The 14399-nt window shown below is 70.1% G+C and carries 10 protein-coding genes and 1 pseudogene; 9 read left to right on the forward strand and 2 right to left on the reverse strand.

Translation table 11 applies throughout. The features are described 5' to 3' along the window. Positions 1–212: 212 nt before the first annotated feature. The 8 genes from ACCP09_RS14135 to ACCP09_RS14170 all read left to right on the forward strand — a co-directional run bounded on the left by ACCP09_RS14135 (position 213) and on the right by ACCP09_RS14170 (position 9105). A complete protein-coding gene (locus ACCP09_RS14135) occupies positions 213–722 on the forward strand; it encodes a hypothetical protein (protein WP_433746671.1) in 510 nt (169 codons plus the stop codon). A gap of 62 nt (positions 723–784) precedes the next feature. Further along, the gene (locus ACCP09_RS14140; protein WP_433746674.1) at positions 785–2173 is read left to right on the forward strand and encodes an MFS transporter; all 1389 of its coding nucleotides are present in this window, start codon (positions 785–787) and stop codon (positions 2171–2173) included. 14 nt (positions 2174–2187) lie between these two features. After that, complete coding sequence (locus tag ACCP09_RS14145) at positions 2188–3030, forward strand: MaoC/PaaZ C-terminal domain-containing protein (protein WP_433746677.1); 843 nt, start codon at positions 2188–2190, stop codon at positions 3028–3030. Next, positions 3027–3857 carry an alpha/beta fold hydrolase gene (locus ACCP09_RS14150; protein ID WP_433746680.1) on the forward strand — a complete coding sequence of 277 codons (831 nt, stop codon included), beginning with the start codon at positions 3027–3029 and terminating at the stop codon, positions 3855–3857. Before ACCP09_RS14145 ends, ACCP09_RS14150 begins: the two co-directional genes overlap by 4 nt. Further along, positions 3854–5470, forward strand: a complete 1617-nt coding sequence (locus ACCP09_RS14155) for an AMP-binding protein (RefSeq protein WP_433746683.1) — start codon at positions 3854–3856, stop codon at positions 5468–5470. Before ACCP09_RS14150 ends, ACCP09_RS14155 begins: the two co-directional genes overlap by 4 nt. A gap of 2 nt (positions 5471–5472) precedes the next feature. Then, complete coding sequence (locus ACCP09_RS14160) at positions 5473–6693, forward strand: acetyl-CoA C-acetyltransferase (RefSeq protein WP_433746686.1); 1221 nt, start codon at positions 5473–5475, stop codon at positions 6691–6693. Then, positions 6690–7919 (forward strand): CoA transferase, encoded by a 1230-nt coding sequence (locus ACCP09_RS14165; protein WP_433746689.1) that lies wholly within the window; start codon positions 6690–6692, stop codon positions 7917–7919. The genes ACCP09_RS14160 and ACCP09_RS14165 overlap by 4 nt, the downstream gene beginning before the upstream one ends. Next, complete coding sequence (locus ACCP09_RS14170) at positions 7909–9105, forward strand: acyl-CoA dehydrogenase family protein (protein ID WP_433746692.1); 1197 nt, start codon at positions 7909–7911, stop codon at positions 9103–9105. The genes ACCP09_RS14165 and ACCP09_RS14170 overlap by 11 nt, the downstream gene beginning before the upstream one ends. A gap of 578 nt (positions 9106–9683) precedes the next feature. Here the strand turns inward: ACCP09_RS14170 and ACCP09_RS14175 are convergent. Continuing rightward, positions 9684–9950 (reverse strand): hypothetical protein, encoded by a 267-nt coding sequence (locus tag ACCP09_RS14175; protein WP_433746695.1) that lies wholly within the window; start codon positions 9948–9950, stop codon positions 9684–9686. Positions 9951–10195: 245 nt separating this feature from the next. Here ACCP09_RS14175 and ACCP09_RS14180 point away from each other — a divergent pair. Beyond that, positions 10196–10398: pseudogene (locus ACCP09_RS14180) on the forward strand (IS701 family transposase); the annotation flags it as partial. Positions 10399–10755: 357 nt separating this feature from the next. On the opposite strand, the gene ACCP09_RS14185 reads toward ACCP09_RS14180, so the two are convergent. Next, positions 10756–14268 carry an indolepyruvate ferredoxin oxidoreductase family protein gene (locus ACCP09_RS14185; protein ID WP_433747059.1) on the reverse strand — a complete coding sequence of 1171 codons (3513 nt, stop codon included), beginning with the start codon at positions 14266–14268 and terminating at the stop codon, positions 10756–10758. Positions 14269–14399 lie beyond the last annotated feature (131 nt).

Below are 14399 nucleotides of genomic sequence, written 5' to 3' on the forward strand. Positions count from 1 at the left end.
CTCGGCGAGGGGCCCGCCGGGTTCGGCCCGTCGGTGGTGACGCCCACCTGATCGACCGCGCGGTGGGCTTCGGCCGCGCCCGGAACCTGCCGCCCGTGTTGGTCACCTTCGACCCGCACCCGGCACGCGTGCTCGGGTTACCGCGGGCACCGCGGCGTTGAGCACCGTCGAACGCCCATCTCGCCTTCGGGCTCGGGATTCGGGCGGTCTGCGTGCTGCCGTTCACCCGCGAGTTCGCCGCGCTCTCACCGTCCGAGTTCGTCGAGCGGACGCTGGTCGAGCGGCTGCGTGCCGAGGCGGTGATGGTGGGCGCCGACTTCACCTTCGGTCACCGCGCCGCAGGCCTCGTGGACGCCCTCCGGGAGCTCGGGGAACAGCGCGGCTTCACCACGGACGGTGTCGGCTGTTACCGGCCCAGGCGGCATCCGGTGCTCCTCGACCGACGTCCTGTCCGAGGCGCGGAGACGTGCGGGCGGGGGCACGGGCAGGACCGAGCTCGTCGTCGCGTCCGGTCGCCACCGGGGGCGCCTCGACGGCTTGGGGTCGGTCCCGGTGTGGGTGACCGGCGAGCATCGGGTGGTGCCCGTCGCGCCAGCACGGCGGGGACCGGGCGGTATCGCCTTCGTGGTCTGACGCGGCGGATCCAGTGTCCACTGTCGACTCCGTGCGTGGTGCGGGCCGGTGAGCCGCCGGGCTTGACCCAGGGCGGACCGCCTGCTTGACTGGCCTGAACGGTCGTTCGTTCTGAGCGGCCGTGGTGGACGATCGATGAGGAGGTCCCCCGGTGTCTACGGACCGTGACGTGTCCCCGTCCGCCCGAGCCGATGCGGCTCACGGCGGTCTCGTGGTCGACGAGCGCAGGATGCGGAAGCTGGCCTTCGCCTCCATCGCGTCGACCGTGCTCGAGTGGTTCGACTTCCTGGTGTATTCGACGGCGGCGGCGTTGGTGTTCGGTCCGTTGTTCTTCCCCACGCTGGGCGGCGTGCAGGGCACGCTCGCGTCGTTCGCGACGCTGGCGGTGGGATTCGTCGCGCGACCGCTCGGCGGGGTGCTCGCCGGGCATGTGGGGGACCGCTACGGACGGAAGGTCCCGCTGGTCGGCTCGATGCTGTTGATGGGTGTGGCGACGTTCGTGGTGGGACTGCTGCCGACTTATGACACCGCCGGGATGTGGGCGCCGGTGCTGCTCGTGGTCGCGCGGATCGTGCAGGGGCTGGGTGTCGGTGCGCAGTGGGGTGGTGCGGCGATGCTCCTGGTGGAGCACGCCCCGGTGGCGAAGCGCGGCTTCTACGGCTCGCTGGTCAACACCGGCACGATCCTCGGCGCGGTCCTCGGCAACGGGTTCTTCCTGGTGCTCACCGCACTGGTGCCGGCGGGTTCGTTCGAGGCGTGGGGCTGGCGGATCCCGTTCCTGTCCGGGCTGCTGCTGGTGGTCGTGGGGATCTACGTCCAGCTCAAGATCGAGGAGAGCCCGGTTTTCACCGAGCTCCGGCACGCCTCCTCGGCGGCCGCGCAGCGGGCAGGGGTGCGCAAGGCGCCGGTCGGGCAGGCGATCCGCCTGTACTGGCGGCAGATCCTGCAGGCGGTCGCGGCGTTCTTCGTGGTCAACGGAACCTTCTACATCTTCATCTCCGGGATTCTCGACTACGGGACGAAGACACTCGGGCTGGACCGCACGCCGATGCTGCTCGTGGTGATGCTCGCGGGGCTGACGCAGGTGGTGACCATCCCGGTGTTCGGCGCGTTGTCCGACCGGCTCGGGCGCAAGCGGATCTACCTGACGGGCGCGGTGGCCATGGCGGTCGCGGGATTCCCGATGTTCTGGCTGATCGACACCGGCAGCCTGCTGTGGCTGGGGGTCGCGCTGGTCATCGGGTTCACGATCCACGCGTCGATGTTCGGGTGCCAGACCGCGATGTACGCCGAGATGTTCCCGGCCGATGTCCGGCTCTCCGGAGCGTCACTGGGTTTCCAGGTGGCGTCCGTGCTGGCAGGCGGACTGGCGCCGATGATCACCACGGCCCTGGTCGCCGCCTCCGGCGGATCGTGGGCGGTGTCGCTCTACATCATCGCGATGGCCGTGGTGACCTTCGCCGGGGTGAGCACCATCAGGGAACGGTTCCAGCGCGACCTGTACGCGGTTTCGTCCGACCGGGCGGACGGTGCGGCGTGACCGGCGGAGGTGGGATGCACTTCGAGGACTTCCGGGTCGGGCAGCGGTTCACGGCGGGACCGAGGGTGGTGACCGAGGAGGACCTGGCGCGGTTCACCGCCCTCAGCGGCGACGATCACCCCCTGCACACCAGCGCCGAGTACGCCCGGGGCACGTCGTTCGGGGAACCGGTCCTGCAGGGCTCCTTCGGTGCGGCGGTGGCGGCCGGGCTGTGGAACCGGCTGGGGCTGGTGAGCGCGTCGATCGTGGCGGCGACCGAGGAGAGCTGGACCTACCACCGGCCGATCAAGGTGGGGGACGAGCTCTCGCTCGCGGTGACGATCGTCCGCCTGCAGGACAGCCGTGGGGGTGGCCAGGGACTGGTGACCCGGTACAACGAGCTGCGCGACGGTGCCGGCACCGTGATCCAGTCGGGCACGGCCACCGCGCTCGTGCGGGCGGGTGACGGAGGACCGCGGCCCGTGAACCGGGACGTGGGCACGGTGGCGTGGGGGAAAGTGCTTGCCGAGGCACTGACGGCGAACCCGGCGTTCGTGTCCGCGGTGGCGTCCTGGGACGGCACCATCGGACTGCGCGGTGGCGAGCACGAAGTCCACCTGCGCGTCTACCGGGGCCGGATCATCGACGTGACCCGCCGGTCGCCGCACGGCGCCACGTTCACCTTCGGTGCACCCGACCGGATCTGGGCGGATCTGCTGACCGCGGAGGACAGCCGGTTCGGTGCCCGGTTGATGACCGGGGAGTTCACCTCCAGCGGTGATCCGTACGAGTACCTCCGGCTGACCAAGGCCCTGGAGATCATCGTGGACGTCGCCCGCGACCTCGCCCGGACCGAGCACACCGAGGTGGCCGCATGACGGTCCACACCGTGACAGCACACCACCTGGTGCTGCACGACCGCATCGGGTTCGTGCAGGACGCCGCGCCGCGGGAGCCGAACGGAACCACGTTGGTGCTGGTTCACACGGCAGGGCAGAGCGGTGTGCAGTGGCGGCACGCGCTGCGGCCGCTCAGCGACCTGGGATACCGCGTGCTCGTGCCCGACCTGCCGGGCCACGGGCATTCCGAGCCTGCGCCCGGGGGCGCGGTGCGGGACCTGCGTGAGTACGCGGACTGGCTCGTGCGGCTGCTGGAGGTCCTGGAGGTGACGCGGCCGGTGGTGGTCGGCTGCTCGATCGGCGGCAAGATCGCCCAGGACCTCGCGGCGCGGTACGGCGACCGGCTGGACGCGGCGGTGTCGATGTGCGCCGAGTCCGGACCGGGACGGGTCCAGCTGCACGCGCTGGAACGGGAACTGGAGGACAGCGCCGCCGCCGCGCGTGCCGATCGCACTCACCTGGGAACCCGCGCGGTCGTCGGCCGCCGGGTGGCCCGTGGGCGCGCCGAGCTGATCGCGCGCATGCACTGCCGGGAGGACCCGCTGGTGTCCACCAGCGACCTCATCGGGTGGGGCACGCATGACGTGCGCCCGCTGCTGCCGGGCATTCCGTGCCCGATCATGTTCGTGGCCGGCGAGGACGACCTGTGGGTCGATGCCCGATCGGTGGCCGAGTCCGCCCGGCAGGCGCCGGACGGCCGGTTCGTACTGCTGCCGGGATACGGGCACTACCCGATGGAGGAGATGGACGACTTCGCGAAGGTGCTGGACGGTTGGCTGGGCGAGATGAAGGAGGGACGACCGTGACCCCGCGTCTGCTCGATGTGTTCGCCGGACTCGCCGACGCCGAACCCGACGCCGTGGTGCTGTACGACGCCGACGCCGGCCGGTCTCCGGTGCGGCCGGTCAGCAGGCGGCAGTTGCGTGACCTCGCCGCCGGAATGGCCGAGGATCTGCGCGCGCACGGGATCGGCGCGGGGGACTGCGTCGGTGTCTGGCTGCCGAACTGGTCCCACGCCGTCGCCGCGCAGTTCGCCGCACTGGCGGTGGGAGCGCACGTCATCGGGATCAACACCCGGTACAACGTCGACGAGGTCGCGCACGTCCTGCGCATGGCCCGGCCCCGGGCGGTGGTGATCGCCCACGACTTCATGAACCTCGACCTCCGCCGGGTCCTGCGCGCGGCGCACGAGGCGGCCGCGGCCGAGCCGCCGGTGTGCCTGGTGACCACCGCGCCCGGGGCCGCACCGGCGTCCCCGGACGAGGTGGCGGCCTACGACGTGGGCGGTGGGGCGTCGGCGTTCCCTGAGGCGTCCGGCGGCGGTGAGCTGCGGCCGTGCCCGGTTCCGGGCCTGGCCACGGCGTTCACCACCTCGGGCTCGACCGGCCGCCCGAAACTGGCTGCCCACGGCGAACCCGGCATGGCCGAGCACCTCGTTGCCGCCGGCGAGCGCATCGGCCTGGGGCCCGGGGACGTCATGCTGGGCGCGCTGCCGTTGTCCGGGGTCTTCGGGTTCGTCGCGGCGATGGCCGCGGTCTTCTCCGGCGCCGCGGTGGCCCTGGAGCCGGTGTTCGACGCCGAGGGCGTCCTCACCGACATGGTGCGCCACCGGGTCACCCACGTCATCGGCGCGGACGACCTCCTCGGCCGCATCGAGCGGGCCTGGCAGGACCACCCCGCGCCCCTGCCGTTGCGGTGGATCGGGATCGCGGACTTCGAGGGCCGGTCCCGGCAGCTGGCGGCCTGGGCGGAGCGGGAGTTCGGCACCACCGTCGCCGGCGTGTACGGCTCGTCGGAGCTGTTCGCGCTGACCGCGTTCTGGCCCCGGCGGTATCCGGCGGAGCTGCGGTGGTCCGGGGGCGGGCAGGTGGTCACGGAGGCGATCGAGGTGCGGGTGGCCGACCCGGTCACCGGGGAAACCGTGCCGGACGGCGCCGAGGGCGAGATGCAGTTCCGCGGTCCGAACGTCGTCGACGCCTACCTCGGTGATCCCGCGGTCGCCGGTGAGGTGTTCACCGAGGACGGCTGGTTCCGCAGCGGTGACCTCGGTCGGCTGGTCGCCCCGGGAACCGTGCAGTACCTGTGCCGGATCGGTGACGTGCTGCGGTTGCGGGGATTCCTGGTCGACCCGGCCGAGATCGAGACCCGGCTGGCGGCGCACCCCGCGGTCGCGATGGCCAAAGTCGTGGGCGTGCCCGGCGGCGACGGCGGCACTGTCGCTGTGGCCTTCGTGGTGCCCTACGGCCCGGACCGGCCCGGTGAAGACGAGCTCAAGCAGTGGTGCGCCCAGACCCTGGCCAAGTTCAAGGTGCCGTCCCGGGTCCGCCTGATCGACGAAATGCCCACCACCTCGGGCACGAACGGAACCAAGATCCGCGCCGCCGCACTGCGCGAGCTGGCACTGCGAGAGGGAGTCTGACCATGAACCACGAGGTCGTCATCTGCCACCCCCTGCGCACCCCCGTCGGCCGCTACGGCGGCGCGTTCCGGACGCTGTCGGCGACCGAGCTCGCCGCGCAGACCCTGCGGCAGCTGATCGAGCGGACCGGCCTGCCGGTGGACCGGGTCGACGACGTGCGTCTCGGGCAGTGCTATCCCAGCGGGGAGAGCCCGGCGATCGGCCGGGTCGCCGCGCTCGACGCCGGCCTGCCGGTGAGCGTGCCCGGCGCGCAGATCGACCGCCGCTGCGGATCCGGACTGCAAGCCGTCATCGACGCCACCATGAGCGTCGCCACCGGCGCCGCCGAGGTCGTCATCGCCGGGGGCGCCGAATCGATGAGCAACGTCGAGTTCTACACCGACGAGATCCGCTGGGGCGTCAAGGGCGACGGGCCCCGGCTGCACGACAGGCTCGCGCGGGCCCGGGTGACCGCCGGCGGGAAGGACTACCCGGTGCCGGGCGGGATGCTCGAGACGGCCGAGAACCTGCGGCGCGAGTACTCGATCTCCCGGCGGGAACAGGACGAGTGGGCGCTGCGCTCCCACGAGCGCGCGGTGAAGGCCGCCGCCGACGGCCGCTTCGCCGCGGAGATCCTGCCGGTCACCGTGCCCGGCCGTCGCGGAGCGCCCGCCACCCTCGTCGACACCGACGAGCACCCGAGGCCCGACGTCTCGCTCGACGCGCTGAGCACACTGCGGCCCGTCATGGTGAACAGCGACCCGGAGGCGACCGTCACCGCGGGCAACGCCAGCGGCCAGAACGACGGCGCGGCCGCGTGCATCGTCACCACCCGGGACGCCGCGGCGGAGCTGGGTCTCACGCCGATCCTGCGCCTGGTCAGCTGGGCGGTGGCCGGGGTGCCGCCGCGCACCATGGGCCTCGGTCCGGTACCGGCGGTCGCGAAGGCACTGGACCGCGCCGGCCTCGCACTGTCCGACATCGAACTGGTGGAGATCAACGAGGCGTTCGCCGCCCAGGTGATCGCCTGCTTCCGGGAATGGGAGCTCACCGATCGCGACCTGGAGCGGGTCAACGTCAGTGGGTCGGGCATCTCGCTGGGCCATCCGGTCGGTGCCACGGGCGCCCGGATCCTGGCCACGCTGGCTTACGAGATGCGCCGCCGCGGGGCGCGTTACGGCCTGGAGACGATGTGCATCGGCGGCGGCCAGGGCCTCGCGGCCGTCCTGGAGCTGGTCGAATGACCGCTCCGCTGCGCGGGCTGCGGGTCGTGGAGGCCACGAGTTTCGTCGCCGGTCCGCTGGCCGGCATGACGCTCGCGCAGTTGGGGGCGCAGGTGCTGCGGCTGGACCCGGTCACCGGGCCGGTGGACGCGGGCCGGTGGCCGTTGAGCGGGACCGGCCGGAGCCTGTTCTGGGCCGGGATGAACAAGGGCGTGAAGTCCGTCGCCGTCGACTTCCGCGTGTCGGAAGGGCAGGAACTCGCCGCCGCGTTGATCACCGCGCCCGGCCCGCACGCCGGCTTGTTCGTCGACAACACCATCGGCCGGGACTTCCTGTCCCACGACCGGTTGCGTGCTCGCCGAGCCGACCTCGTGCACGTCCACATCCAGGGCTATCCCGACGGCCGGGCCGCCATGGACTACGCGGTCAACCCGCGCTACGGCGTGCCTGCGCTGACCGGTCCGGCCGATTCGCGCCGTCCGGTCAACCACGTCCTGCCTGCCTGGGACATCGCCACCGGGCTGCTCGCGGTGTCCGGGCTGCTGGCCGGATTGCGCCGGCGGGCGGTGGACGGTGACGGGTGCCTGGTCGAGCTGGCCCTGGCCGACGTGGCCGCGGCGCACGTGGCGCATCTGGGCTGGTTCGCCGAGGTGGCCGAGGCCGGCCAGGACCGGCCCCGGCTCGGCAACCACCTGTTCGGCGCGTTCGGCGTGGATTTCGCGTGCGCCGACGGTCGCCGGGTGGTCGCGGTGGCGATCACCCGCGCCCAGTGGCGGGACCTGATGCGGATGACCGGGACGGAAGCGGTGTTCGCGGCCCTGTCTTCGGTGCACGGCACCGATTTCGACGTCGAGGGGGAGCGGTACCGGCACCGCGGCCTGATCGAGGCGGTCCTCGCACCGTGGTTCGCCGCCCGCACCGTGGAAGAGGTGCTCGAGGCGGCGCGCGGCACCCGGGTGATGGCCGGCGAGTTCCGTTCGCCGTCGGAGGTCGTGGCGGCCTGGCGACGGGGTACGGAGTCGCCGGTGCTCACCGAGGTCGAGCAGGCCGGGGTGGGCCCGATGGTCACCGCCACCTCCCCGCTGCGCTGGAACTCGCGCTACCGCGAGGCCGAGCCGGCGCCGGAGTTCGGTGCGGACACGGAGTGGGCGCTGGCCGAGGTGCTCGGGATGTCCGGCCGGGAGATCGGGAGGCTCGCCGACAACGGGCTGATCATGACGAGGAGAGATGACAGCGATGGCGCGTGAACTGTGCCGTACCGAAGGATTGACCGACGTCCAGGACGACATCCTCAAGACCGTCCGCGCGTTCGTGGACGACCGGATCATCCCGGTCGCGACCGAACTCGAACACGCCGACGCCTACCCCGCCGAGATCGTCGAAGGGATGCGGGAACTTGGCCTGTTCGGGTTGACGATTCCCGAGGAGTACGGCGGGATCGGCGAGTCGCTGCTGACCTACGCGCTGGTGGCCGAGGAGATCGCCCGCGGCTGGATGAGCGTGTCGGGCATCATCAACACCCACTTCATCGTGGCTCACCTGCTCATGCATCACGGCACCGAGGAGCAGAAACGCCACTACCTGCCGAAGATGGCCACCGGCGAGATCCGCGGCGCGTTCTCCATGTCCGAGCCCGGCTGCGGCTCCGACGTGTCCGCCATCCGCACCCGCGCCACCCCGCACGACGGTGGGTACCTGATCAACGGCCAGAAGATGTGGCTGACGAACGGGGGATCGTCGACCCTGGTCGCGGTGCTGGTCAAGACCGGTGCCGGCGCCGGGCCTGCGCATCGGAACCTGACCACGTTCCTGGTGGACAAGCCCGCCGGCTTCGGTGAGGTGGCGCCGGGTCTGACGGTTCCGGGCAGGATCGAGAAGATGGGTTACAAGGGTGTCGACACCACCGAACTCGTCTTCGACGACTACGGGATCGCCGCCTCGCAGATCCTCGGCGGCGAGCCCGGTCGCGGGTTCTACCAGATGATGGACGGCGTCGAGGTCGGGCGGGTCAACGTCGCGGCCCGCGGGTGCGGGGTGGCCTGGCGTGCGTTCGAACTCGGCGTCGCCTACGCGCAACAGCGGGAGACCTTCGGCCGGCCGATCGCCGATCACCAGGCGGTGCTCTTCCGCCTGGCCGAAATGGGCACCAAGGTGGAGGCGGCGCACCAGATGATGGTGCGGGCGGCGCGGAAGAAGGACTCGGGCGAGCGCAACGACCTGGAAGCCGGGATGGCGAAGTACCTGGCCTCGGAGTACTGCGCGCAGGTGGTGGAGGACTCTTTCCGCATCCACGGCGGTTACGGGTACTCCAAGGAGTACGAGATCGAACGGCTCTACCGCGAGGCGCCGATGCTGCTGATCGGCGAAGGCACCGCCGACATCCAGCGAATGATCATCGGGCGCCGGCTGCTGGAGGACTACGAACTGCGGTGACCAAAGACGGTTTTTCGGTTGCTGATGGCAATATCCAGGGCGTTCGCGACGAGTTTGTGTTCTGGGGTGCGGACCAGTCCACAGTTCTGAGGCTTACACCGAGAAAACCGCTCTGCGGCTGACCATGATGCCCATGCACGGCCGCAGCCCGGTCCGTACCCGGGGGCACCCGCCAATCGTAGAACCCGCAGTGACTTCCAGTAGCTGGCAAGCCAGTTTTCACCGACAATCCCTCGCTCCGCGAGGCTTGGGACCTCCAGCCCGGTCTCGAGTTGGCGGATTCGCCACTTCACCGCTGCCAGCTTCGCGTGCTCGGTGCTGACCCCGGTGTGCAAACACGACTCCCTGATCCCGAGCTCCCGCGTGGCCTCTCGCACGGGCTTGCCCACTCGAACCGGTGCGACAGCGCGAGCGGGAACTCGGGAGGATACGCCTTCGGCAGCTTTCCAGGCGACAAGCCGCGGGCTCTGGGCTTCGGCGGCATTCGGTTAGGCGGCGGCCCGGCTCCGACCGCGGTACGCAGCCGGGGGCCGGGTGCGGCTGCAGTCGCGCAAGCCGCTCGGGAAGTGCCTCGGGCGTCATCGCTGCAGGGCGAAGGCCAGCAGCTCGTTGACTTCGTCGCAGGCGGCGATGATGTCCCCAACAATCGCCGTCGCCTCGGCAGTGCCGTGCGCGACGTGGACGGCGGGTCGGCCGATGAGGTCGGCGGGCCAGCGGTTCGCCTGCACGACGAGATCGGTCAGGATCGCCGGCCGACCGTGCGCGACGGCTTGCCGGGCGTGGATCCGCGCACCTCTGTGCACTCCCGCCGCCACCACTTTGGTTGCGCGCCCGTACCCGGACATCACGGCGTTGCTGTGGGCCCGGGAGGTGGCTTGAATGACGTGATGTCCACTTCGGTGTCTTCACCTCGCCTGACGCGACCCCGGACACGCAGGAAAACGTCCGCAACCTCTGGCCCGGACTTTGGCGCTACGTCGGCGAAGACCAGCGCAACGGTTGCGGGTTCAAGCTTGGGCGGTTCCGCGCCGACGGTGATACTGACCGCGCGCAACAGGCTCGGGACCTGCTCCACTGCAACGGCAGTTGGTTGTGGTGTGGTGGATCGTCGTCCGTGGTGGTCGATGAGCGGATCGCGGGCCGGTTCGCTCGGTCGGAACCGCGGGGGCGGGCGTGGGAGTATGTGTCCGGGCTGGTGACGGGCTGGAGCGGAAGAACGGCTGGACGTGGGCCGAGCAGGCCGGGGAGGTGTCCCCTCACGCTGTCCATGCCCGCCCGCGCCTGGCTCGCCGTGTCCCGATCCCTTGCCGCGAAAGGGGAACCAGCGCGAACGAACCAGGCTTGATCGACTTCACGTCACCGGAGATCCGGAGCCTGCTCACCACACTCGCCGGGTGTGGCGTGAACAGCTCCGACCACATCTGGTCCTGGTTGCGCTACGCCGCGGCCACCTACTCGCCTAACTGCCGTAGCAGCGTTTTTCCGAGACGGATTGGGTGGCGGCGCTAATGCGGGCGATCTCGTTGGTCGGGCCGAAGGGGCTGGTCACGGAGCGCCGGGCGGCGCTGCGCGAGGCCGGGGTCAACACCCTGCAGGTGACGTTCCTCGAACCCGGCCCCGCGCGCCGCGTCGGGGTAGTGAGCGGCTGCCTCAGCTTGCCGAACCGAGGCGTGCGAGCGCCGCGGCGACCGTCTCGTGGAACCGGTCGACGTTGCGAAGTTTCACGTGCTCGTAGCCGCGTACCTCGAAGGCGGCATCGAGCACGGTCCGTACGTCGTCGGTGTTGTCGGCGGTCACCGTCGTGATCGCGGCCGACGCGGCTGCGCGGTATTCCTGGATCAGGGAGCGCTCTGTCCGGCGAACTTTCGCATAGCCGAACAGGTCGAGGCGGGTGCCGCGCACCCGCTTCAGGTGGGCGAGGACGAACAGCGCGGGTAGGAACCACGGGCCGAGCCGGATCTTGTGTTTGAGTCCGAGCGCACGCAGCAGCGGTGGGTGCAGCATGATGCTCGCCTTGGCGTTCGGCCCGAACTCACGTCGTATCCGTTCGCGCTCGGACGGCAGCAGATGCAGTCGTGCCACCTCGTACTCGTCCTTGTACGCCATCAGGTGGTGCAGGCCGCGAGCGTAGGCGGCGGTGAGGTCACTGGCATCCGCGCCGAGAGTTCGCGTCTCCGCCCGGTTGAACTCGGCGACCGAGTCGACGAACGATTGGGCGTACGAGGTGCTCTGGTAGTCGACGAGGTCGTCGGCGAGACGGGCGACCACTTCGCGCACAGCATCGCTGATGCTCGCGTCGGCGATCATCTTTCGCGATGCATCGCGCACTGGGATCGGATCGGTGGGCCTGAGACCGGCTGCTTCCAGCACTGTGTGTTCGTCGATGACGAGGGCGCGGCCCCAGTTGAACGCGGCGGCGTTGTTGGATGCGCCGGTCCCGTTCATCTCGATGGCCTTCATGATCGATTGTTCGCTGACCGGGAGGCAGCCGTGCTGGTAGGCGGCGCCGAGGAGGACGAGGTTGGCGGGCATGTGGTCGCCGAACAGAGCCTCGGAGAGGTGCAATGCGTCGACGTAGACGTTAGCGTCGCCGAGGGTGCCGGCGTCGACCGTCGCGCGTACGTCCTCCCTGCGGAGCGGGGGAGTGGCGGTGTCGACCGCCATCGAGGCTGTGGTCAGCGCGCCGGTGTTGACCACCGCGATCGTGCGGGCCGGTGAGCAGGTCTCGAGTGTCGTCGGTGAGGCGGCGCCGATCGGGTCGAGCCCGAGCAGCACCGCGACGGACCCGCTCGAAGCGCGTACGCCGGCGTCGATGGGCTGATGGGCGATCCGGACGTCGGAGACGACGGGGCCGCCCTTCTGTGCCAGCCCGGTCTGGTCGAGGCCGGCCGCATATTTGCCGTCGAGCATGGCGGCCATTTGCACGATCGCGGAGGTCGTCACCACGCCGGTTCCGCCCACGCCAGGCATTCGGATGAGGAAGTCGGAGGTGTCGAAACGTGGCTGGGGAGGTGTCAGGGCCACCGGCAGCTTCGGCGGTTTGCGTTTCACCGGCTTGTCCGGAACGTCGACCATCACGAACGAGGGGCAGTCGCCGTGCAGGCAGGACATGTCCGAGTTGCACGACGCCTGGTGGATCTGTGTCTTGCGACCGAACTCCGTCTCCACGGGAGCGACGGACAAGCAGGACGATTTCTCACCGCAATCGCCGCAGCCTTCGCAGACGCGCTCGTTGATCCATACGCGTTCGGTGACGATGGGCAGTAGATCGCGCTTGCGCATTCGTCGTTCCTCGGTGGCGCAGCGGTCGTCGTGGATGATGACGGTGACGCCGTCGACTTTTGCCAGGTCGGCCGCGACCTCGTCGAAGTCGTCCCGGTGCCGCACTGTCGTGTTCGGGCCGAGTGAGGACCGCGCGTAGCCGCGCGGTTCGGGGGTGGTGATGACGACACGCTGCACGCCTTCGAGTTCCAGCCAGCGTGCCAGGTCCGGGACGCTGAGCCTGCCGCTCGCGCTCTGGCCGCCGGTCATGGCAACGGCGTCGTTGTACAGAACCTTGAACGTCATCGTCACGCCGGCCGCGACGGCGGCCCGGACTGCGAGCGATCCCGAATGGTGGAAGGTTCCGTCGCCGATGTTCTGCGAGAAGTGCCGGTCGGTGGTGAACGGCGCGATGCCGAACCAGTGGGCGCCCTCACCGCCCATCTGGGGTGCGCCGAGGATGTTCCCACGCGCTTGGGCGGGATCGACCATCACCAATGCGTGGCAGCCGATACCGGCACCGACAAGTTCGTCGGACCCGGCCTTCGTCGAGATGTTGTGCGGGCAGCCGGAGCAGAAGAACGCGGTGCGAGCGGGCAGAACCGTCAGCGGTACCGGCAGCGCCCGCCGATCGGGCGTCACCGCGGGTGTGGCCGGGGCGGGGAGGAGCTCTCCGGGCAGAACTCTGTGCAGGGCCTTCTTGATGTCGTCGGCGGTGAGCGCCCCGAACGCGTCCAGCAGCAACGCACCATCGGCATCGGCCTTGCCGAGGATGACCGGCGCGTCTACGGCGCCATAGAGCAGTTCCTTCAGCTGGGTCTCGACGAACGGGGTCTTGTCTTCGATCACGAACACGCGCTGGGCATCCGCGAACAGCTGCTCGGCGTCGTGCGCGGTGAGGGGCCACGGCATCCGCAGTTGAACCAGGCGGACGTTCGCGGCAGCCAGGTCATCGAGGGAGGCGTCGAGTTCGATGAGGGCGCGACGCAGCGTGGAGTACGCGCCTCCAGCGGACACGATGACCAGTTCGGGGTGCTGGACGTCGTTGACGGCGCGGTTCAGTCCCACGTTCCGGCTGTAGGCCGCCACCTTCGCCCAGCGGGTGGTGACCAGGTCGGCTTCGGCCTTGACCGAGTTCGTGGCGAGCAGGACAGGTGACTTGCCGCGGGAGGCGGTGGGGGCGGGCGGGACGGCGTCGAACGTGTCCTTGAACGTGGTGACCGCGGAGGAGTCGGCCAGGTCGGACACCACCTTGAGGGCCGTCCAGAGCCCGGTGGTTCGTGACATCGCGACCGCGTGCAGGCCGAGTTCCACGATCTCGGCCAGGTTGGACGGCGCGAACAACGGCATCATCAGGCTTCGGCAGATCGATTCGGATGCGCCGGGGATCGTGGACGATTTCGACATCGGGTCGTCACCGACCAGTGCGACTGCCCCACCGAGGTGGCTGGTTCCGGCGGTGTTGGCGTGTCGGATCGCGTCGGTCGCCCGGTCCAGACCGGGCGTCTTGCCGTACCAGAAGCCGGTGACGCCGTCGACACGCCGCCCTCGTGTCTGTTCGATGAGTTGTGTCCCCGCGACCGCGGTCGCGGCCAACTCCTCGTTGACCGCGGGCTGGAACACGAAGTCGTCGTCGAAGTGCTTCTTGCTGCGTGCGATTTCGAGGTCGAGCCCGCCTAGAGGTGAACCGGGGTAGCCGCTGACGTACATGCCGGTACGCAAGCCACGGGAACGGTCGAGCCGTCGCTGAGTGAGCAGCATCCGTACAAGCGCCTGCGTCCCGTTGAGAATGACATCGCCCTCGTCGACCTCGTACCGGTCGCTGAGAGTGACATTCGTTCGGCTCAAGGCTTGGGTCATCGATCTTGGTCCGTTCGTCCGCTGGACACGTGCACCGCACATGCAACGGGGCGCCTTCGAGCACGGCAACAACCAACTGACATGGTCGGGCATCGACGCAGGAAATCTGCGTCATGCAGCGCCTTCACGCAGCGTGTATGCGTCGACTGCGCCCCGGCGTTGTGGGTGCCGGC

It is taken from the genome of Amycolatopsis sp. 3B14, assembly GCF_050958625.1.
Lineage (GTDB): Bacteria > Actinomycetota > Actinomycetes > Mycobacteriales > Pseudonocardiaceae > Amycolatopsis_E > Amycolatopsis_E thermoflava.